Origin of the sequence: Mycobacterium sp. KBS0706 (genome assembly GCF_005938675.2) — a bacterium.
Classification (GTDB): Bacteria; Pseudomonadota; Alphaproteobacteria; order DSM-16000; family Inquilinaceae; genus Inquilinus.
Window position 1 is genome coordinate 15,420 of sequence record NZ_VCCH02000069.1, and the last position, 19,268, is coordinate 34,687.

The window sequence follows — 19,268 nt, forward strand, 5'->3', positions numbered from 1 at the left end:
ATGGCGGCTGTCGAGCTCGATCGTCCGGCCAGGCCCCTCGCGCCGCTCGCCAGCGGCCTGATACGCGCCAAGGCGCCGGTGCACCTGCCCTTCATGGCCCCGCGGCTGCAGGGTGATCTCCTCCCTGACGGCCGGCTGAGCGTGTCGATCTGGGGTGCCGGCCATCTCGCCACGCTGTCGCTCGGCGCCCCGCCGGGGCCGGTGACCTACGGCCCGAACCGGGCAGAGGGCGCCGGCTGGTCGCTGCACGTGGCGCAGAGCGCGCCGGCGCTGCTGCTGCGCGGCGTGCCCGATGCGGCACGGGTGACGCCGGCGCCGCGCTGCGCCTGGTGGCACCGCGATGCCGGCCGGCCGGGGACGGTCCGGCGCGAGAACGGGCGCCGCATCGTCGACCTGCCCTGGGGCTGCGTAGTGCTGCAGCCGCGGGGCGGCGACCTGGTCGTCGCCGCCGGCACCGACCGGGCGGAAGCCGAGGCGGCGCTGGCGCTTTCGGCCGCGGCGATCATGGCCGAGGCCGAAGCCCATATCCGCGCCACCGACCGGCTGCCCGCGGCGGATCCGGTGCTGCGCAGCATGGTGCAACAGGGGGCGCATGCCGCGCTGTCCAGCATCCGCCGCGACCCGGCCGGGCGGTTCGCCGGCCTCGCCGCCGGCCAGGCCTATTCCGCCCCGGCCCGGACCTATTATCGCGACGGCTACTGGACCGTGCAGCCGCTGCTGGCCCTGGCGCCGGAGGCGGTGCGCGACGAGATCGACATGCTCGCGGCGGGGATCCAGCCGGATGGCGAGGCGCCGAGCGCCGTGATCCTGTCCGGGCCGCAGCAATCCGTCGCCTGGGAGGTGTTCCGCCGCACCGACCCCTTCATCTCGAAGGAGCATCTGCGACCGGGCGACTGGTGGAGCGACCATTTCGACAGCCCGCTGTTCTTCATCCTGATGATCGCCGACTATGTCCGCGCCACCGGCGACACCGGTCCGGCGGAGCGGCACTGGCCGATGATCCGCACCATCTACCGGCGCTATCGCGGCTTCGACGCGGCCGGCGACGGGCTGCCGGTGAAGCCGAACCACGAGCGCGACTGGGCCGACAACGTCTATCGCCAGGGCTTGGTCGCCTATGATCTCGGCCTGTGGGTCGGCGCGCTCGACGCCATCGCCCGGCTCGGCCGCGGCCGCGACCCGGAGCTGGCCGCCGAGGCCGCAGGCGTGGCCGTCCGGGCGCGCGAGGCGGTCGGCCGTCGCCTGTGGCTGGCCGACCGCGGCTGGTGCGCCGAATACCGCAACGACGACGGCTTCACCGAAGACCATCTGGCCATCGACAGCCTGACCCTGCTGCGCTCCGACGCGCTGCCGCCGGACCGGGCCGAGGCGACGCTGAAGTCAATGCAGCGCTGGCTCTACAGCGGCGCCAATGCCGACCAGCCCTATGGCGACTGGGGCGTGCTGTGCGCCTTCCCGCCCTACAAGCGGCGGCGCGACACCCGGGCCAAATCGGCCTTCGCCTTCCGCTATCACAACGGCTCCGACTGGCCCTACTGGGACGGCGTGCTGGCGCGCGAGCTGCTGCGCCGCGGCCTGCCGGGCTGGCGCTACCCGCTGCTGCGCTGGTGGGAGAGCTGCCTGGAGAATGGCTGGCTCGGCGCCGTCGAATATTTCAGCCCGCCCTTCGGCCGCGGCTCGCTGCTGCAGGGCTGGAGCGGCCTGCCCGCCGGGGTGGCGCTGGAATTCGCATCGCAGATCCTCGCCGGACAGGCGGGGGATCACCAAAGGCCGTGAACCGGCCGCAACGGGAGGCTTTCGACATGACGCGATCCATCCGTACCGCGCTTCTGGCCGGCGCCGCGTTCGCAGGCCTGGCCGGTTCGGCCATGGCGGCGGAGCTGTCGGTGATGTGGACCACCAACAGCGACAAGGAGGAGCAGGTGCTGCGCGGCCTGCTGGCCGAGTACACGGCGCAGCACCCGGACACCACCTTCAAGCTGCAGCTTGTCCCCTATGACGGCTATGACCAGAAGCTGGCCCAGGGGGCGGCCTCCGGCACCGCGCCGGACCTCGCCAAGACCACCAGCATGCGGCCGGTGATCCGGCCCTTCCTGACCGACCTCGCCCCGGATTTCGGCAAGGATTATCTCGATCAGTTCGTGAAGGCCTGGGCCACCGGCGCGCAGCTGGGCGACCAGATCATCGCGGCGCCGCTCGACGTCACCGCCACCGGCATCTTCCTCAACGCCGAGGCCTTTCAGAAGGCCGGGGTCGCGATTCCGGACCCGGCCAAGGGCTGGACCTGGGACGAGTTCCTGGCCGCGACCAAGACCGTGTCGGAGAAGGCCGGGGTCCGCTATCCGCTGGTCTGGGACGTCTCGCCCAGCCGCTGGATCACCTATCTCTACCACAACGGCCAGCACGTCTTCAGCGAAGCGCCGCCCTACAAGGTGGTGCTGGACAAGGCACGCGGCGCCGAGATCCTCGACGGCTTCGTCAAGATCACTGAAGGCTACATGCCGCCGGGGCTGTGGAAGGGATCCAGCGCGGACAACCCGAAGCAGATCTTCCTGCACGGCCAAGCCGTGGCCTGGATGTCGGGCAGCTGGCAGATCGGCAGCCTGGTCACGGATGCCGGCTTCGCCTGGCAGGCCGGGCCGACGCCGCATGGCGAGGTGGCCTCCAGCGTCGTCGGCGGCGACTACATCGTCGCCTTCAACACCGGCGAGCATGTCGACGAGGCGCTGCAGGTGCTGCGCTGGTTCTCGACGCCGGAGGTGCAGGCGAGATTCGCCGGGCCGCTGATGATGATCCCGGCCAGCCTGAAGACCGGCCCGATCGACTACGGCGACGCCGAGGCCAGCGCCGCGCTGGCGGCGCTGCAGAAGGAGCTGGCGGCCAGCCCGGTCTATGCCGGTACCGACCAGGGCAACCCGGCGATGCAGTATGTCTGGGACCCGATGAAGCAGGCGCTGATCCAGCGCGTGGCCGGGCAGATCAGCTCGGCCGAGGCGATGGACATCATCGTCAAGGCTGCCGAGGACTCGCTGAAGGCGGAGCAATGACCAGCCTGCTCGGCGGTATCGGGACGAAGGATCGGGGCGTGGCGCGCCCCGACCGGGACGGTGCGGCGGGCCGGGGCCTGGGGGCGCGGCTGTTCCCCTATGCGCTGGTCGCGCCGACCCTGCTGCTGCTCGCCGTGTTCACGCTGTTTCCGCTGGTCCAGGGCTTCTGGACCTCCTTCTTCAAGCGCGGGCTGGTGGTGGCGCCGCGCGCGCCGTCCACCCATCCGGTCTTCGTCGGGCTCGACAACTACCTGGCGCTGGCGAGCGACCCGGAATTCACCGGCACCCTGATCAAGACCGTCGGCTTCGTCTGCGTGGCGGTGCCGCTGGTGATCGTGGTGTCGCTCGCCCTCGCTTTGCTGCTGGCCCGGCCGTTCCGCGGCGTCGGCGCCATCCGCGCCGTGGTGTTCTTCCCCTATATGACCAGCCTGCTGATCGTCGGCATCGTCTGGAAATGGCTGCTCGGCTACAATTCCGGCCTGATCAACTTCATCCTCGACCTCGCCGGCATGGCCCCGGTGCCGTGGCTGGAGAACGCGCTGCTGGCCCAGGCGGCGCTGGTCTTCGTCTGGGTCTGGGCCAATGCCGGCTTCTACATGATGATCTTCATCGCCGGGCTGATGATGATCCCCGGCGACTACTACGAGGCGGCGGCGATCGACGCCGCGTCGCCCTGGCGGATGTTCCGCCGCATCACCCTGCCGCTGTTGCGCCCGACCATGCTGATCGCCCTGGTCCTGGCCTCGGTCGAGGCGTTCAAGGTGTATGAGGTGGTGGTGTCGCTGACCCATGGCGGCCCCGGCCGGGCGACGGTCTACCTGATCCAGGCGATCTACGAGACCGGCTTCACCAAGCCGGCCTCGGCCGGCTTCGCCGCCGCCCAGTCGATGGCGCTGTTCGCCATTCTGATGGCCTTGACGGTGCTGCAGCTGCGCATGGCGAAGGAGCGGTGAGCATGGGCGCGAAAAGCCTGAGGGGCAGCCTGGTCGCCCTGGTCCTGCTGTTCTTCCTGTTCCCGCCGCTGTGGATCGTGGCGAGCTCGCTGAAGCCGCCGATGGAGATCTTCGCCTGGCCGCCGACGCTGCTGCCGCAGCACTGGACGCTCGACAACTTCGCCAGCGCCCTCGGCGCCGCGCGGTTCGACCTGTTCTTCACCAACTCGGCGGTGGTCGCGGTCGGGTCCAGCATCCTGTCGGTGGTGATCAGCATCATGGCCGGCTTCGCCCTGTCCAAGTACCGGTTCCCGGGCGACGGGCTGTGTTTCATGCTGATCATGGCGACCATGATGATCCCGCTGCAGGTCGTGCTGATCCCGATGTTCATGGTGCTGAAGGGGCTCGGGCTGCTGGACAGCCTGTGGGGGCTGATTATCCCGCCCGCGGCGACGCCGACCGGCGTGTTCCTGATGCGGCAATACATGCGCGGCATCCCGGACACCCTCTTGGAGGCGGCACGGATCGACGGCACCAGCGAATGGCGCATCCTGTGGCGCATCGTGGTGCCGCTGTGCAAGCCGGCGATCGCGACGCTGGCTGCCTTCACCTTCGTCTGGCGCTGGAACGACTATCTGTGGCCGTTCCTGGTGGTGAACGACCAGTCGCGCTGGACCGTGCAGCTGGCGCTGGCCAACTATGTCGGCCAGTGGGACATCGACTGGCCGCGGCTGCTGGCGATGGCGGTGCTGTCCAGCCTGCCGATCCTGGCCCTGTTCATCGCCCTGCAACGCTTTTTCATGAGCGGCATGATGGCGGGCGCGACGAAGGAGTAGCGCTCAGCCTCTCGGCCGGCGCTGGAAGCGCAGATAGTAGGGCCGGCCGTGCAGGGCCTTTTCCTCGTAGCGGGTCGGCGGCCAGTCGGCTGGCCGCTCGCGCCAGTCGGCCGGGCCCTCGGCGGTCCAGGCGAAGGCCGGGTTGCGGCGGACACGCTCCAGCGACCAGTCCAGCAGCGGTGCATCGTCGGTGGCGATGCGCAGCTCGCCGCCATCCTTCAGCAGGCGCGCCAGGTCGGCCACGGTGTCGTCCTGGATGAAGCGGCGGTTGTGGTGGCGCAGCTTCGGCCAGGGGTCGGCAAACAGCAGGAAGAGGCGGCCGACCGAGCCGTCCGGCAGCCGGTCCAGCAGCGGACGCGCGTCGTCGGGCCAGACCCGGACCATGTCCAGGCCGTCGCGCTCCACCGCTGCCAGCAGCGTCGACATGCCGTTGATGAAGGGCTCGCAGCCGATGAAGCCGATATCGGGGTGATACGCCGCCTGCCAGGCCAGGTGCTCGCCGGCGCCGAAGCCGATCTCGACCCACAGCTCGCGCGGCGGGCGCGGGAACAGGGCGGCCGGGTCCAGCGCGCCGCCCTGCTCGGGCAGCGCCACCGTCAGCTGCGGCAGCAGGGTCTCGATCAAAGCAGCGCGGCCGGCGCGGAGCTTTCGCCCCTGGCGCCGGCCGTGGAAGTGGCGGCGCCTCTCAGCGCCGCCGTCCGGTTCGGTCATCGGATCAGAAGGCGCCGCGCAGATCGTCCACCAGGTCGGTCCGCTCCCACGAGAAGCCGCCATCGGCCTCCGGCGCCCGGCCGAAATGGCCGTAGGAGGAGGTGCGGGCATAGATCGGCCGGTTCAGGCCGAGATGGGTGCGGATGCCGCGCGGGCTGAGGTTGACCAGCTGCTGCAGCACGTCGGACAGCTTGTCCTCATCGACCCGGCCGGTGCCCTGGGTGTCGATGTAGACCGACAGCGGGTGGGCGACGCCGATGGCGTAGCTGAGCTGGATCACGCAGCGGTCGGCCAGCTCGGCCGCGACCACGTTCTTGGCCAGGTAGCGCGCGGCATAGGCGGCCGAGCGGTCGACCTTGGTCGGGTCCTTGCCGGAGAAGGCGCCGCCGCCATGCGGGGCCGCGCCGCCATAGGTGTCGACGATGATCTTGCGGCCGGTCAGGCCGGCATCGCCGTCCGGGCCGCCGATGACGAAGCGGCCGGTCGGGTTGACGTAGAAATGCGGCTCGTCGCACATCCAGCCCTCGGGCAGGACCGCCAGCACATAGGGGCGGACGATCTCGCGCACCTCGTTCTGGTCCAGGCCGTCGGCATGCTGGGTCGAGACCACGACCGAGGTCGCGGCGACCGGCTTGCCGTTCTCGTAGCGCAGCGACACCTGGGCCTTGGCGTCGGGGCCGAACTGGGGCGCCTTGCCGGAATGGCGGGCGTCGGCCAGGCTCTTCAGGATCTGGTGCGAGAACTGGATCGGCGCCGGCATCAGCGCCTCGGTCTCGCGGCAGGCATAGCCGAACATGATGCCCTGGTCGCCGGCACCCTCGTCCTTGTTGCCGGCCGCGTCGACGCCGACGGCGATGTCGGCCGACTGCTGGTGCACCAGCACGTCGACCTGGGCGTTGCGCCAGTGGAAGCCGTCCTGCTCGTAGCCGATGTCACGCACCGCCTGGCGGGCCGCGTTCTCCAGCAGGTCGGGGGTGATCGAGGCCGGGCCACGGACCTCACCGGCGATCACCACCCGGTTGGTGGTGGCCAAGGTCTCGACGGCCACGCGGGCCTGGGGATCGGCGCCGAGATAGAGATCGACGATGGAATCCGAAATCCGGTCGCAAACCTTGTCGGGGTGTCCTTCCGAGACCGATTCGCTGGTGAAGATGTAGTTGCCTTTGGCCACGTCGAACCCCTGGCTGCCATGAATGATGGGAGTGAAAACACCGTGCGGCGGCGACCGGGTCTTTTCGCAGGGGCCACGGGCGCGGTCAAGTGCAGGCGATTCGGGATCAGCCTTCCTCGCCGCCGGCCTCGTCGGCGCGGGCACCCGACATGGCCTTCAGCAGGTCCAGCACGCGCCGCCGGGTCGACTGGTCCTCGACCCGATAATAGGCGCGGATCAGCTCCAGCGTCTCGCGGCGCTGCATCGGGTCGGGCCCGGCGTCGTAGGGCTCGGCCTCCTCGGCCAGGCCTTGCGCCGACGCGTCGGCGGGTGGTGGCGCGTTCTCGAAGAAGAAGTCGACCGACACCTCCAGCACCCGGCTGAGCTGGTGCAGGCGGCTGGCGCCGATGCGATTCGAGCCGTGCTCGTATTTCTGGATCTGCTGGAAGGTCAGCCCGATCGCCGTCGCCAGCTTGGCCTGGCTGTATCCCAGCAGGGTTCGCCGCAGGCGGATGCGGCCGCCGATATGCATGTCGAGCGGGCTGGGTTCGTCATTCCGGGGACGACCGCGGGGCCGTTTCGGGGCGTCGGGTGCGGCCACGCACTACTCCGCAGCAATTCGCAAGGGGCCGGGTGCGATCGTTTCGCGAGGCGCGCATCCTAATGCGCGAAGCCGGGCAACATCAAGGAAGTCTGGCGGTGGCTGGGCGCACGATCGATGCAGCCGGCCGGCCGATGCGGCCGGCCAGCAGCCCGAGCAGCAGCAGCAGCCAGAAGCCGGCCTCGCCCCAGCGTGCATAGGGCGTCTCCGCCAACGCCGCCGGCAGGGCGGCGTCGAGGATGCCGGCCTCGCCCAGGGCGATCTCGCCCTTGACCCGGCCGTAGGAATCGACCACGCCGCTGATGCCGGTGTTGGCGGCGCGCACCAGCGGCAGCCCTTCCTCGACCGCCCGGGTGCGGGCGATGGCGAAATGCTGGTGCGGCCCGGTGGTCAGCCCGTACCAGCCATCATTGGTGACGTTCAGCAGCCACCCCGGCCGGGCCCCTGCGGGGTCCAGCACGGCGCCGGGGAAGATCGCCTCATAGCAGATCAGCGGGCTGACCGGCGGCAGGCCGGGCAGGTCGATGGTGCGCGGCCCCGGCCCGGGCGAGAAGTCGACCGACCCGGCGGTGATCTTCTCGATGCCGAAGGGCGCCAGCAGGCTGCGCAGCGGCACGTATTCGCCGAACGGCACCAGATGCGCCTTGTCGTAGGTCGCCAGGATGGTGCCGGCGCGGTCGACCGCGTAGACGCTGTTCCAGGCCTCCAGCGGCTCGGTGCCGTAGGGCGTGGCCCGGGTGGCGCCGACCAGGGCCAGGGCGCCTTGCGGCAGGATCGCGCCGAGCGCCTTCTGCGCCTCCGGCTCCCAGGACAGGGTGAAGGGCACCGCGGTCTCGGACCAGATCACCGCGCTGACGCGCTCGATCCCCGGCGCGGCCGACATCGCCAGCTGCTTGTTGAAGTTCTCGATCCGCTTGTCGCCGGACCATTTGTCGGCCTGGGAGATGTTCGGCTGCACCAGGCGCAGGGTGACCCCGGGCACCATGGCGCTGTCGTCGCCGGACAGGCGCCAGGCGCCCCAGCCGGCGATCGCCGCGAACAGGGCGATGCCGGCGGCGGTGGCGGCCCAGCCCTGCCGTCTCGGCCCCGCCAGCGTCGCCGGCAGGGTGGCGGCGGCCACGGTCAGGACGCTCAGCCCGTAGATGCCGATCACCGAGACGCCCTGCAGCACCGGCAGCCAGCCGACCCAGGTGTAGCCGATCAGGTTCCAGGGGAAGCCGGTCAGGACGTGGCCGCGCAGCCATTCCGCCAGGCCCCAGACAACCGCCAGGGCCAGGGGACCGCCCCAGCCGGCGCGGCGCAGCCAGTGGAAGGCGAGGCCGGCCAAGCCGGTGAAGATCCCCAGCAGCGCCGGCAGCCCGGCCATGGCGAAGGGGATCATCCAGAAGAAGCGCGGCTCGACGGTCAGCGCCCAGGACACCCAGTACAGGCCGGGCACGAAGAAGCCGAAGCCGAAGGCCCAGCCGGTCAGGAAGGCGGACCAGCCGCCGCGGGCGCCGGCCAAGAGCCAGAACAGGCCGGGAAAGGCCAGCCACAGCACCGGCGCGGCATAGAGCGGCGGCACCGACAGGCTGGCCAGCACCCCGAGGCCGACGGCAGCCCCGAAGCGCCGCCAGCGGCCGAGCCCGCCAATGCGGGCGGCGAGGCGTTCGATCCCGTGGCCGGGCAGCGGCCCGGCTGTCGCCTCACGCAGCGTCGGCGCCGTCCTTGCGGCGGATGCGGAGGCGTTTGATCCGGCGCGGATCGGCATCGATCACCTCGAACTCGAACCCCTTGGGGTGGGTCAACAGCTCGCCCCGCGCCGGGATCCGGCCGGCGAGCGCGAAGACGAGGCCGCCGAGCGTGTCGATGTCGTCGCGCTCATCCTCCTCCAGCACCGCGCCGACCTTGGCCTCGAAGGCCTCGATCGGCAGGCGGGCATCGGCGATCAACGTGCCGTCCGGCTTCTCGACCAGCTGCGGCGGCTCGTCGATGTCGTGCTCGTCCTCGATCTCGCCGACGATCTCCTCGACCAGATCCTCGATCGTGATCAGCCCGTCGATGCCGCCGAACTCGTCGATCACCAGCGCCATGTGCTGGCGCTTCTCGCGCATCTGCAGCAGGAGGTCGAGCACCGGCATCGACGGTGCGACGATCTGGACCGGGCGCAGGATATCGGTCAGCGACTTCGGTGCGTCGATGTCGCCGGCCCGGGTCCGGCTCAGCGCCGCGACCACGTCCTTGACGTGGATCATGCCCAGCGCGTCGTCCAGGTTGTCGCGATAGACCGGCATCCGGCTGTGCGCCTCGCGCGCCAGGATGTCGAGCACGCCGGGCAGGGGCGTGTCGACCTCGACCCCGACGATGTCGGCCCGCGGCACCATCACGTCGATGGCGGTGCGGCCGCGCAGCCGCAGGATGTTGCCCAGCAGCACGCGCTCGTGGCGCGCGATCGAGGCCTCGTCCTCGCCTTCGTCGCCGTCCTCGATCAGCTCCTCGATGGTCTCGCGCCAGGCATCCTCGCTCTTGCCGCGCAGCAGGCTGCGCAGCCAGCTGCGCAACGGGGTCGCGTCGGAGGAGCGGGAAGGTCGACCGGAAGAGGTGTCGGACATGGCCTCAGGCAGGGTGGGGCAGCGAGTCGGGCGAATCGGAATAGGGATCGGCGATGCCGAAGCGGGCCAGGACCACGGTCTCGACCCGCTCCATGGCCTCGGCCTCGGCGTCGGTCATGTGGTCGTGGCCGAGCAGATGCAGGATACCATGAACCACCAGGTGCCGGGCATGGTCGACGGCGGCCTTGTTGTCCCGGGCAGCCTCTGCCAGCACCGTCTCCAGCGCCAGCACGACGTCGCCCAGCACCAGCGGAGCGCCTGGGAAATCCGGCTCCTCCGCCTCGGTCAGGGCGAAGGACAGCACGTTGGTCGGGGCGTCCTTGCCGCGATAGTCGCGGTTCAGCCGCTGCACCGTCGCGTCGTCGGCGAACACGATCGACAGCTCGGCCGGGCGGCCGGGCTCGATCGCGGCGCCCGGACCCGCCCCGGCGGAGACGGTGGCCTCGACCAGGGGCTCGAGGGCCGCGGCCAGTGAAATCTCGTCGGTGAACTCGGGGCCGAGCGCCGACCAGCCGGGCGCGTCGATGCAGACGGCGAGGTCGATCACGGCTGCGGCTTCCGGGCGCGGTCCGCCGCCTCATAGGCGCGCACGATCCGGGCCACCAGCGGATGGCGCACCACGTCGCGGTCGGTGAAGCGGACGATGCGGATGCCCTCGGTCCCGTCCAGGATCTCCAGCGCGTCGACCAGGCCGGATTTGTCGCCGGGGCGCAGGTCGATCTGGCTGATGTCGCCGGTGATCACCATGCGGCTGGCCTCGCCCATGCGGGTCAGCGCCATGCGCATCTGCATCACCGTGGTGTTCTGCGCCTCATCGAGGATGACGAAGGAATGGGCCAGGGTGCGGCCGCGCATGAAGGCCAGCGGCGCGATCTCGATCACGCCGGTCTCCATGTGCTTGGCCACCTGCTCGGCCGGCAGCAGGTCGTAGAGGGCGTCGTAGAGCGGGCGGAGATAGGGGTCGACCTTTTCCTTCATGTCGCCGGGCAGGAAGCCCAGCCGCTCCCCGGCCTCGACCGCCGGGCGCGACAGCACAATGCGGTCGACCCGGCCGGCGATCAGCATCGACACCGCCTGGGCGACGGCGAGATAGGTCTTGCCGGTGCCGGCAGGGCCGACGCCGAACACCATCTCGCTCTGCGCCAGCGCCTCGATGTACTCCGCCTGGGTCGGCGAGCGTGGGCCGATGCGCTTGCGCCTGGTGACGATGGCGCCGTCGGATTTCAGCAGGTCGCTGCGCAGCGCCGATCCGTCGCCGGCCGGTGCGTCGCGCACCAGCCGGATCACGCCGTCGATGTCGGCGCCGGTGACGCCCTGGCCCTGGGACAGGCGCTGCCACAACGTTTCGAGCACCAGCCGGGCCTGCTCCACCGGCTCGGCCGAACCCTTGATGGTGACGGTGTTGCCGCGCGAGGCCAGCAAGACGCCGAGCTGATGCTCGATCCGCAGCAGATGGGTGTCGTGCTCGCCATACAGCAGCGGCAGCAGCCGGTTGTCGTCGAAGCTGATCTCGGCGCGCTGGGTCGCGGGCTTTGGCCGGGCCGGCATCACGCCGGGCCCCTCGGAGCCGCGGGCGGTCACGCCGCCTCCTCCGCATCCGCCAGCACGACGGTCCCGGCCAGGCTCAACAGCTTGCCCTCGGTGATGCGGACGGGCTGGACGGTGCCGAGCAGGCGGGCCGGCGCGTCGAGATGCACCGACTGCATCCACGGGCTGCGGCCGTGCAGCTGTCCTGGCCGGCGGCCCTGGCGGTCCAGCAGCACCGGCACCACGCGCCCGGCCATGCCCTGGTTGAAGGCGGCCTGCTGCGCCCACAGCAGCTGCTGCAGCGCCTGCAGCCGCTCGTCCTTCGCCGCCTCGGGCAGCTGGTCCTCCAGCGCCGCGGCCGGGGTGCCGGGACGGCTGCTGTACTTGAAGCTGTAGGCCTGGGCGAAGCCGGTCTCGGTGACCAGCTTCAGCGTGTCGGCGAAGTCGCGGTCGGTCTCGCCCGGGAAGCCGACGATGAAGTCGGAGGACAGCGCCAGGTCCGGCCGCGCCGCGCGCAGCCGGTCGACGATGCGGCGGTACATGTCGGCGTCGTGCTTGCGGTTCATCGCCGCCAGGATGCGGTCCGACCCGCTCTGCACCGGCAGGTGCAGGAACGGCATCAGCTGCGGCACGTCGCGATGCGCCGCCACCAGATCGTCGTCGACGTCCCGTGGATGGCTGGTGGTGTAGCGGATGCGGTCCAGGCCGTCGATCTCGGCCAGGGCGCGGATCAGCCGGCCCAGGCCCCAGACCGATCCGTCCGGCCCGTCACCATGGAAGGCGTTGACGTTCTGGCCCAGCAGGGTGATCTCGCGGGCGCCGGCGGTGACCAGGCGGCGCGCCTCGGCCAGGATGCCGGCGACGTCGCGCGAATATTCGGCGCCGCGGGTGTAGGGCACGACGCAGAAGGTGCAGAACTTGTCGCAGCCCTCCTGCACCGACAGGAAGGCCGAGGCGCCCTGGACGCCGAGCTCGCCGGGCAGGTGGTCGAACTTGCTTTCCACCGGGAAGTCGGTGTTGACCAGGGGCTTGCCGGCCTGGCGGTGGGCGCGGGCCACCATCTCCGGCAGCTGGTGGTAGGTCTGCGGCCCGAACACCATGTCGACCCAGGGCGCGCGGCGGGCGATCTCCTCGCCCTCGGCCTGGGCGACGCAGCCGGCGACGGCGACGATCATCGGGTCCTCACCAGCCTTCGCCTGCTTGTGCGGGCGCAGCCGGCCGAGGTCGGAGAACACCTTCTCCGTCGCCTTCTCGCGGATGTGGCAGGTGTTGAGGATGACCATGTCGGCCTCCTCCGGGCTGTCGGCCAGGGCATAGCCGAGCGGCGCCAAGATGTCCGCCATACGACCGCTGTCGTAGACGTTCATCTGGCAGCCCCAGGTCTTGATGAACAGCTTCTTGCTGGCTGCGGTCTTCACGCGCGCGGGTCCGGTCTGGTCCACATCTCGATGGAATTGCGATGATAGATCACGGCGATGCCCGCGGAAATCAAGCCTTGGCTCATGCGGCGCGGCGCTGATCGGCCATGTCGTCGTCCGCCGCACCCGTCAGCCGGCCGGCATTGGCGTCGGAGACGCCGGCGGCGATGGCGCGCCAGCAATGGTCCGCCAGCGCCTTGCGCGACCGGACATCCTCCAGCGTCACCGGCGGGTGGAAGATCACGGTGATGGTGAGCTGCCCCTGCTTCACCACATTCCACAGATGCGGCAGCAGGTCCATGTCGCCGTACCAGGCGTAGATCGGGCGCAGCCGGCGGCCGAGCGGGATGCCGTCCAGCGTGGTGCAGGCCAGCGACACCGGCTGCACCGTCAGCGGCTTGCCGTCGATGCGCAGCCCGGCGGCGGCGAACAGCGCGCTCTTGAACGGCAGGGTGCGGTTGCCGTCGCTCGACGTGCCCTCGGGGAACAGCACCAGGTTGTCGCCGGCCTCGAGCCGGGCCTGCAGGCTGTCGCGCTGGATGTCGGCCGAGCCGCGCTTGCCCCGGTCGACGAAGACGGTGCGCTGCAGCCGCGCCAGGGCGCCGAAGAAGGGCCAGGTGCCGACCTCGGTCTTGGCGACGAAGCTGCCGGGGATCAGCGACCCCAGCACCTCAATGTCGAGATAGGACAGGTGGTTGGAGACGAACAGCGTCGGCGCCGCGGCCGATTGGGCGCCGCGAACCTCGACGTCGAGGCCGAGGATGCGGCAGCAGGTCCGGTGATAGAATACCGGCAGGCTGGTCTGCAGCCGCCAGCCGAAGCGCACGGCCAGGGCCTGCACCGGCATCAGCATGACGGTCCAGGGCACGTAGACGGCAAGCCGGGCCACGGCCCGGAGCTTCGACCCGAGACGGGTGCCCGCCATCGCGCCGGTCAGTCCTTGCGGAAGGCCAGGATCGGCCGCTGCTCGCGCTTCAGCTCGTAGTGCTTGAAGTACTTCTCGGTCACCAGGTCGGTCTTGACGATGATGGCCACGTCGGTGGTGCCGAACTGCTGGTCGATCACCGCGCCGTCGCCGACATGGCCGCCGAGGCGGAGATAGCCCTTGATCAGCGGCGGCAGCGCCGCGATCGCCTCGCGCTGGTCGATCTCCGTCAGCGGCAGCAGCCGCATGTCGGTGTAGCGCTCGGGCAGGGCCTTGGGCCGCAGCGCCGGCGGCGCCAGGTGATAGTGATACAGGTAGGACAGCGGCAGCTTCAGCGCTTCCGGGTCGGTCCCGGGCAGGCTGGCGCAGCCGAACATGATCTCGATGTCGTGCTGGAACAGATAGGCGGCGATGCCGCGCCACAGCAGCTGCATGGTGCCGCCGGAGCGGTAGGGGCCGGCGACGCAGGATCGCCCGAGCTCCAGGATCCGGCCCGGATGGGCCTCGATCTTGGCGATGTCATATTCGCTGGCGGAGTAGAAGGCGCCGATCCTGGCCGCCCCGTCGCGCTGGATCAGCCGGTAGGTGCCGACCACGCCCTGGGGGCCCTTGCCGCGCGCGTGATCGATCACCAGCAGGTGGTCGGCCACGTCGTCATAGGTGTCGAAGTCGCGGCCGGCGGCCGCCATCTCGGCCGAAGGCTGGGCCGCCATTTCCTGGTAGAAAACGGCATAGCGCAGCTCCTGGGCCGCCCAAATCTCCTCCTCCGTCTCGGCCAGCCGGACCTCGAGATTGCCCGCGCGCAGGCTGAACCCGTGGTCATCGACGAAGGTTGTGACTGCCATGCTGAATCCGTCCGCTCTAATTCCCCCGATGCGCCGTGGTGATTCTGCGTCACCGCACAAGCGCTCGCCCAATTATAAAGCAGAACGGTTACAAATGTGCGCTGATTTCGTGGACAGGGCCGCGGCGCCGTCGCCGGGCCGGAAAACCGGGCGGTCCGCCGGGCGACGGACCGCCGCGATTCGCGTCAGTCGCGCCGGGCGCGGGTGCCGAGGCCGATCTGCTTGGCCAGCTTGCTGCGCTGCTTGGCGTAGTTCGGCGCCACCATCGGATAGTCGGCCGCCAGGCCCCAGCGCTCGCGATACTCGTCCGGGGACATGTTGTAGGCCGTCTTCAGATGGCGCTTCAGCATCTTCAGCTGCTTGCCATCCTCGAGACAGATGATGTAGTCCGGCGTCACCGACTTCTTGATCGGAACCGCCGGCTGCGGCTTCTCGGCGACCGGGGTCGGCTCAGTCCCGAGGCCATTGAGCGCGCGAAAGACTTGCTCGATCAGGCCGGGCAGGTCGGAGATCGCAACGGTATTGTTTCCTACATGTGCCGCGACGATTTGGCTCGTAAGGTTCATCAAATCGTTGGACGGCGTTTCATTGCTCATGTTCATACTCCCGCGGCACGAGTGTTGGGTATATAAGTCCCCCAGTACTGGACTGCAACACGAATCGACATGAAAATCGAGAAAGCGTCATGAGCAATGCGCCACCGGTCCGGACTCTCGATGTAACGGCGGAAGTCTGCCCTTTCACTTTCGTCAAAACCAAGCTGCTGCTGGAAGATATGAAGCCCGGCGAAGTGGCGGAAATACGGCTGAATGCGGGTGAGCCGCTGATCAATGTTCCGCGCTCGGCGACGGAAGGCGGCCATCGCGTGCTGTCGGTGGAGCCCGAGGATGCCGGCCGGACCCGCTGGCTGGTGCGGATCGAGCGCGGCCCGAAGGGCTGATCGCGCACCATCCGGCCCGGATTTTTCTACACATGCGTGTAGTTGACTTTTATTTCACAGCCTGTCACGCCGAAGCTTCCCGCCCGAGGAGGACACCCTTCGATGCGCTCTCATCGCACACCCCGTCTGGCCGCATTGGCCCTGGGGCTCGCCATCGCAGGCGGCCCGCCCGCCCTGGCCCAGGACGTGCTGCCCGACGGCATCACCGCGGCGGCCGATCCGGCCGCGGTTCCGGCGACGGCCAAGGCCCGCAAGGACACCGTCGTCGCCTCGATCAGCGCGCCGCAGGGCGTGTTCAACCCCTACTTCTTCACCAATGGCTGGGACGAGAACGTCACCAACGTGATCTTCGGCCGGCTGATCAACTATGACAGCGAGGGCAAGCTGATCCCGGAGCAGGCGGAATCCTGGACCGTCAGCCCGGACAACCTCGTCTACACCATCAGGCTGCGGCCCGGCCTGACCTTCAGCGACGGCTCGGCCCTGACCGCCGAGGACGTGGCCTTCACCCTGACCGTGCTGCACGACCCGACGCTGGAGAGCGAGACCGACATCATGCCGGCGGCGATCGCCGGCGGGGCGGAGTACAAGGCCGGTAAGGCCGACAGCATTTCCGGGATCAAGGTGATCGACCCGCAGACCATCGAAATCACCACCACCCGGCCCGGGGCCAAGACGCTGGCCCTGCTCGGCGGCCCGGTGCTGTCCAAGGCGCATTACGGCAAAGGGTTCGCCCGCGGCCAGCTCGACGGCATCCGCGCTCTGGGTGGCGACCCGCTGGGCGCCGGCCCCTATGTCTTCGACAAGTTCATCCCGGGCCAGGAGGTGCGGTTCCACGCCAACCCGGGCTACTACGGCGGCAAGCCGGCGGTGGAGCATTTCATATACCGGATCACCTCGGACGCCACCAAGCTGCAGCTGTTCCAGACCGGCGAGACCGACTATGACGGCTTCACGGTCAGCCAGGACAATGTCGACGCGCTGCAGAGCCTGGGCTTCGCCACGATCAACCTGTATGGCTCCAGCGACTACAGCATGATCGAGTTCAACCCGAAGGATCCGCTGCTGAAGGACCCGCGGGTGCGGCACGCTTTGACCTACGGCCTCGATCGCCAGACCCTGGTGACGGTGGTCTATCAGGGCTATGGCCAGGTCGCGACCCAGCCGGTGGCGCCGATCTCCTGGGCCTATGACGCTGACGCCGTCGACCCCTATGCCTACGACCCGGCCAAGGCCGCGGCGCTACTGGACGAGGCCGGCTGGAAGCCCGGGCCGGACGGCATCCGGACCAAGGATGGCCAGCGCCTGTCGCTGCGCCTCCTGGCCACCAAGTCGCTGTTCAACGACGCGCTGATCCCGATCGCCCAGGAGAACTGGAAGGCGATCGGCGTCGACCTGGTGCCCGAGGTGTCGGACTTCAACGCCCTCCTGGCCAAGCGCAAGGCCGGCGACTACAACCTCGCCACCTTCCGCACCTCGACCATCAACGACCCGCATGAGGGGGTGGAGGACTTCCTGTCGACCGGTGATGTCGGCCGGCTCGGCTACCGCAACGACGAGGTCGAGCGGCTGATCCTGGAGGGCAACGCCACGCTGGACCCGGAGAAGCGCAAGCCGATCTACCACCAGCTGTACAAGGCGCTGGCCGACGACCCGCCGGTGATCTTCCTGGCCTATCGCAAGATCCTGTCGGCCACCGATGCCCGGGTCGAAGGCTTCAAGCCGGACATCTACAACGGCATCGTCGCCAGCCTGCCGAACCTGAAGATCGTGCAGTGAGCCTGCGCGGCGTCTGTGTCCCCTCCCGGCACCGGGAGGGGGCATGAGGAACTTCATCATCCGCCGCCTGCTGCTGGCGGTGCCGATGCTGCTGGGGGCGTCGGCGCTGATCTTCTTCGTCTTCGCCCTGACCCCGGGCGACTTCATCGACGGCAACATCAACCTGACGCCCGAGCGGGCGGCGGAGCTGAAGTCGCTCTACGGACTCGACCGGCCGGTGCTCGACCGCTATTTCGACTGGCTGGGCCGGCTGCTGACCGGCGATCTCGGCTATTCGATGCAGTACCAGACCCCGGTCGGGACTCTGCTGAACCAGTATGTCTGGAATTCCTTCCTGCTGGCCGGCACGGCGATGCTGCTGTACTGGACCCTGTCGCTGCTGGCCGGGGTGACGGCGGCGGTGAAGCCCTATTCCTGGTACGACCGGCTGGTGACGCTGGCGGTGTTCGCCGCCATGTCCTTTCCGGTCTTCTTCCTGTGCCTGCTGCTGATCAAATGGTTCGCGGTCGACCTGCGCTGGCTGCCGGTCGGCGGCATGATCAGCACCGGCAGCGAGGCGACCGGCTGGCCGCTGGTGGTCGAGATCGCCGGCCACATGGTGCTACCGGTGCTGGTGCTGACCGCGCTGCAGGCCGGCAGCCTGACCCGCTACATCCGCGCCAGCATGCTGGAATCGCTGGCGATGGACTTCGTCCGCACCGCCCGGGCCAAGGGGCTGAAGGAGCGCACGGTGGTGCTGAAGCACGCGCTGCGCAACGCCCTGCTGCCGATCATCACCCTGCTGGGCTTCGAGCTGCCGGGCCTGTTCTCCGGCGCCATCGTCACAGAGAAGATCTTCAACTGGCCGGGGGCCGGGCACATCCAGATCGACACGCTGGCGGCGCGCGACTATCCGGTGCTGATGGGCTTCACCATGGCGCTGGCGGCGCTGACCATCCTCGGCAACCTGATCGCCGACATCGCCTATGCCGCGGCCGACCCGCGCATCCGGCTGCGGCGGCGCTAGGCCATGGCGTTCACGTCGCTGCTGAACCCATTCCGCCGCCGCCGGGCGCGCGAGGCCGAGCTGGCGGAGCTTGCCGGCCGCCTCGCCGTGACCCGCTCGCCGCTCGGCGACGCGCTGTGGCGCCTCAGGCGCAACCGCACCGCCTTGGTCGCGGCCGCGGTGCTGCTGCTGATCGTGCTGGTCTGCGTCGTCGGGCCCTGGATCAGCCCCTGGGACCTGAACGCGACCGACGCGCTCAGCCCCAACCGCCCCCCCAGCCTGCGGCACTGGCTGGGCACCGATTTCCTGGGCCGCGACATCCTGGCCCGGCTGATGGCGGCCGGCCGGATCTCGCTGACCGTGGGTCTCGCCTCGGTGCTGCTGTCGGTGGTGGTCGGCTACATCGCCGGCGCGGTGGCCGGCTATCTCGGCGGGCTGGTGGACGCCGTGATCATGCGCTGCGCCGACATCGTGATGACGATCCCGACCCTGCCGCTCTTGATCATTCTCGGCGCCGTGCTGTCCGAGCTGAAGGTGCCGCCGGACCAGCGGATCTATCTGGTCGTCCTCATGCTCAGCCTGCCGAACTGGATCCGGGTGGCGCGGCTGGTGCGGTCGCAGATCCTGTCGCTGCGCGAACGCGACTTCATGGTGGCGACCGAGGTGCTGGGTCTGCCGCTGTATCGCCGGCTGTTTCACCACCTGCTGCCGAACACCGTGCCGATCCTGATCGTGGTCGCCACCGTCGGCGTCGCCGACGCCATCCTGAACGAGGCCTATCTCAGCTATCTCGGCCTCGGCGTGGTGCCGCCGACCCCGTCCTGGGGCAACATGATGGACACCGCCAACAGCTTCGTCGACTTCCAGCGCCGGCCCTGGCTGTGGGTGCCGCCGGGCGTGGCGATCTTCCTGACCGTGGTGGCGATCAACGTCCTCGGCGACGGGCTGCGCGACGCGCTCGACCCGAAGATGAAGCGGTAG

General features: G+C 69.6%; 19 protein-coding genes. 8 read left to right on the plus strand and 11 right to left on the minus strand.

From position 1 onward, the window contains the following. From FFK22_RS29230 to FFK22_RS29245, 4 genes are read left to right on the plus strand one after another with little or no spacing between them, the layout of a single operon-like run. On the plus strand, positions 1-1,776 hold the full coding sequence (locus tag FFK22_RS29230) for a GH116 family glycosyl hydrolase (protein ID WP_138885774.1): 1,776 nt from the start codon (positions 1-3) through the stop codon (positions 1,774-1,776). Between the two features lie 26 nt (positions 1,777-1,802). After that, the gene (locus FFK22_RS29235; RefSeq protein ID WP_138885773.1) at positions 1,803-3,047 is read left to right on the plus strand and encodes an ABC transporter substrate-binding protein; all 1,245 of its coding nucleotides are present in this window, start codon (positions 1,803-1,805) and stop codon (positions 3,045-3,047) included. After that, complete coding sequence (locus tag FFK22_RS29240; RefSeq protein WP_138885772.1) at positions 3,044-4,000, plus strand: carbohydrate ABC transporter permease; 957 nt, start codon at positions 3,044-3,046, stop codon at positions 3,998-4,000. Before FFK22_RS29235 ends, FFK22_RS29240 begins: the two co-directional genes overlap by 4 nt. 2 nt (positions 4,001-4,002) lie before the next feature. Then, a complete protein-coding gene (locus FFK22_RS29245; protein ID WP_138885771.1) occupies positions 4,003-4,815 on the plus strand; it encodes a carbohydrate ABC transporter permease in 813 nt (270 codons plus the stop codon). Between the two features lie 3 nt (positions 4,816-4,818). Here FFK22_RS29245 and FFK22_RS29250 read toward each other — a convergent pair whose 3' ends face one another. The 11 genes from FFK22_RS29250 to FFK22_RS29300 form a co-directional block, all read right to left on the minus strand. Further along, on the minus strand, positions 4,819-5,526 hold the full coding sequence (locus FFK22_RS29250; RefSeq protein ID WP_138885770.1) for a tRNA (guanosine(46)-N(7))-methyltransferase TrmB: 708 nt from the start codon (positions 5,524-5,526) through the stop codon (positions 4,819-4,821). Positions 5,527-5,530: 4 nt separating this feature from the next. Further along, positions 5,531-6,697, minus strand: a complete 1,167-nt coding sequence (gene metK / locus FFK22_RS29255; RefSeq protein ID WP_138885769.1) for a methionine adenosyltransferase — start codon at positions 6,695-6,697, stop codon at positions 5,531-5,533. Positions 6,698-6,803: 106 nt separating this feature from the next. Next, positions 6,804-7,277, minus strand: coding sequence for a helix-turn-helix domain-containing protein (locus tag FFK22_RS29260; protein ID WP_221938948.1), 474 nt, complete (start codon positions 7,275-7,277; stop codon positions 6,804-6,806). Positions 7,278-7,359: 82 nt separating this feature from the next. Further along, complete coding sequence (lnt, locus tag FFK22_RS29265; RefSeq protein ID WP_221938949.1) at positions 7,360-9,027, minus strand: apolipoprotein N-acyltransferase; 1,668 nt, start codon at positions 9,025-9,027, stop codon at positions 7,360-7,362. Continuing rightward, positions 8,963-9,868, minus strand: a complete 906-nt coding sequence (locus FFK22_RS29270; protein ID WP_138885768.1) for a hemolysin family protein — start codon at positions 9,866-9,868, stop codon at positions 8,963-8,965. Before FFK22_RS29270 ends, lnt begins: the two co-directional genes overlap by 65 nt. A gap of 4 nt (positions 9,869-9,872) precedes the next feature. Further along, positions 9,873-10,415, minus strand: coding sequence for an rRNA maturation RNase YbeY (gene ybeY, locus FFK22_RS29275; RefSeq protein ID WP_221938950.1), 543 nt, complete (start codon positions 10,413-10,415; stop codon positions 9,873-9,875). Next, a complete protein-coding gene (locus FFK22_RS29280) occupies positions 10,412-11,449 on the minus strand; it encodes a PhoH family protein (protein WP_306770190.1) in 1,038 nt (345 codons plus the stop codon). Before FFK22_RS29280 ends, ybeY begins: the two co-directional genes overlap by 4 nt. Further along, positions 11,446-12,813 carry a tRNA (N6-isopentenyl adenosine(37)-C2)-methylthiotransferase MiaB gene (gene miaB, locus FFK22_RS29285; protein ID WP_221938951.1) on the minus strand — a complete coding sequence of 456 codons (1,368 nt, stop codon included), beginning with the start codon at positions 12,811-12,813 and terminating at the stop codon, positions 11,446-11,448. The genes FFK22_RS29280 and miaB overlap by 4 nt, the downstream gene beginning before the upstream one ends. An 82-nt stretch (positions 12,814-12,895) precedes the next feature. Further along, positions 12,896-13,738 (minus strand): 1-acyl-sn-glycerol-3-phosphate acyltransferase, encoded by an 843-nt coding sequence (locus FFK22_RS29290; RefSeq protein ID WP_138885767.1) that lies wholly within the window; start codon positions 13,736-13,738, stop codon positions 12,896-12,898. 8 nt (positions 13,739-13,746) lie between these two features. Continuing rightward, the gene (locus FFK22_RS29295) at positions 13,747-14,583 is read right to left on the minus strand and encodes a GNAT family N-acetyltransferase (protein ID WP_138885766.1); all 837 of its coding nucleotides are present in this window, start codon (positions 14,581-14,583) and stop codon (positions 13,747-13,749) included. Between the two features lie 185 nt (positions 14,584-14,768). After that, a complete protein-coding gene (locus FFK22_RS29300) occupies positions 14,769-15,179 on the minus strand; it encodes a MucR family transcriptional regulator (RefSeq protein WP_138885911.1) in 411 nt (136 codons plus the stop codon). Between the two features lie 89 nt (positions 15,180-15,268). Between FFK22_RS29300 and FFK22_RS29305 the strand changes: the two genes are divergently transcribed. From FFK22_RS29305 to FFK22_RS29320, 4 genes are all read left to right on the plus strand, one after another. Then, positions 15,269-15,523, plus strand: a complete 255-nt coding sequence (locus FFK22_RS29305) for a sulfurtransferase TusA family protein (RefSeq protein WP_138885765.1) — start codon at positions 15,269-15,271, stop codon at positions 15,521-15,523. Positions 15,524-15,625: 102 nt separating this feature from the next. Continuing rightward, entirely contained in the window at positions 15,626-17,302 is a 1,677-nt protein-coding gene (locus tag FFK22_RS29310; RefSeq protein ID WP_138885764.1) for an ABC transporter substrate-binding protein, read from the plus strand. A gap of 43 nt (positions 17,303-17,345) precedes the next feature. Then, the gene (locus FFK22_RS29315; RefSeq protein ID WP_138885763.1) at positions 17,346-18,308 is read left to right on the plus strand and encodes an ABC transporter permease; all 963 of its coding nucleotides are present in this window, start codon (positions 17,346-17,348) and stop codon (positions 18,306-18,308) included. A 3-nt stretch (positions 18,309-18,311) separates the two neighbouring features. Continuing rightward, positions 18,312-19,268: an ABC transporter permease gene (locus FFK22_RS29320; protein ID WP_138885762.1), complete on the plus strand. Its 957-nt coding sequence runs from the start codon at positions 18,312-18,314 to the stop codon at positions 19,266-19,268.

What these genes read in the sequence shown, in the direction of transcription:
- FFK22_RS29270 (WP_138885768.1), bottom strand. Translation starts at nt 9,868, where the DNA reads ATGTCCGACACCTCTTCCGGTCGACCTTCCCGCTCCTCCGACGCGACC.
- FFK22_RS29320 (WP_138885762.1), top strand. Translation starts at nt 18,312, where the DNA reads ATGGCGTTCACGTCGCTGCTGAACCCATTCCGCCGCCGCCGGGCGCGC.
- FFK22_RS29230 (WP_138885774.1), top strand. Translation starts at nt 1, where the DNA reads ATGGCGGCTGTCGAGCTCGATCGTCCGGCCAGGCCCCTCGCGCCGCTC.
- FFK22_RS29240 (WP_138885772.1), top strand. Translation starts at nt 3,044, where the DNA reads ATGACCAGCCTGCTCGGCGGTATCGGGACGAAGGATCGGGGCGTGGCG.
- FFK22_RS29295 (WP_138885766.1), bottom strand. Translation starts at nt 14,583, where the DNA reads ATGGCAGTCACAACCTTCGTCGATGACCACGGGTTCAGCCTGCGCGCG.
- FFK22_RS29250 (WP_138885770.1), bottom strand. Translation starts at nt 5,526, where the DNA reads ATGACCGAACCGGACGGCGGCGCTGAGAGGCGCCGCCACTTCCACGGC.
- FFK22_RS29235 (WP_138885773.1), top strand. Translation starts at nt 1,803, where the DNA reads ATGACGCGATCCATCCGTACCGCGCTTCTGGCCGGCGCCGCGTTCGCA.
- FFK22_RS29245 (WP_138885771.1), top strand. Translation starts at nt 4,003, where the DNA reads ATGGGCGCGAAAAGCCTGAGGGGCAGCCTGGTCGCCCTGGTCCTGCTG.
- FFK22_RS29300 (WP_138885911.1), bottom strand. Translation starts at nt 15,179, where the DNA reads ATGAGCAATGAAACGCCGTCCAACGATTTGATGAACCTTACGAGCCAA.
- FFK22_RS29305 (WP_138885765.1), top strand. Translation starts at nt 15,269, where the DNA reads ATGAGCAATGCGCCACCGGTCCGGACTCTCGATGTAACGGCGGAAGTC.
- FFK22_RS29315 (WP_138885763.1), top strand. Translation starts at nt 17,346, where the DNA reads ATGAGGAACTTCATCATCCGCCGCCTGCTGCTGGCGGTGCCGATGCTG.
- FFK22_RS29310 (WP_138885764.1), top strand. Translation starts at nt 15,626, where the DNA reads ATGCGCTCTCATCGCACACCCCGTCTGGCCGCATTGGCCCTGGGGCTC.
- FFK22_RS29290 (WP_138885767.1), bottom strand. Translation starts at nt 13,738, where the DNA reads ATGGCGGGCACCCGTCTCGGGTCGAAGCTCCGGGCCGTGGCCCGGCTT.
- lnt (WP_221938949.1), bottom strand. Translation starts at nt 9,027, where the DNA reads ATGCCGATCCGCGCCGGATCAAACGCCTCCGCATCCGCCGCAAGGACG.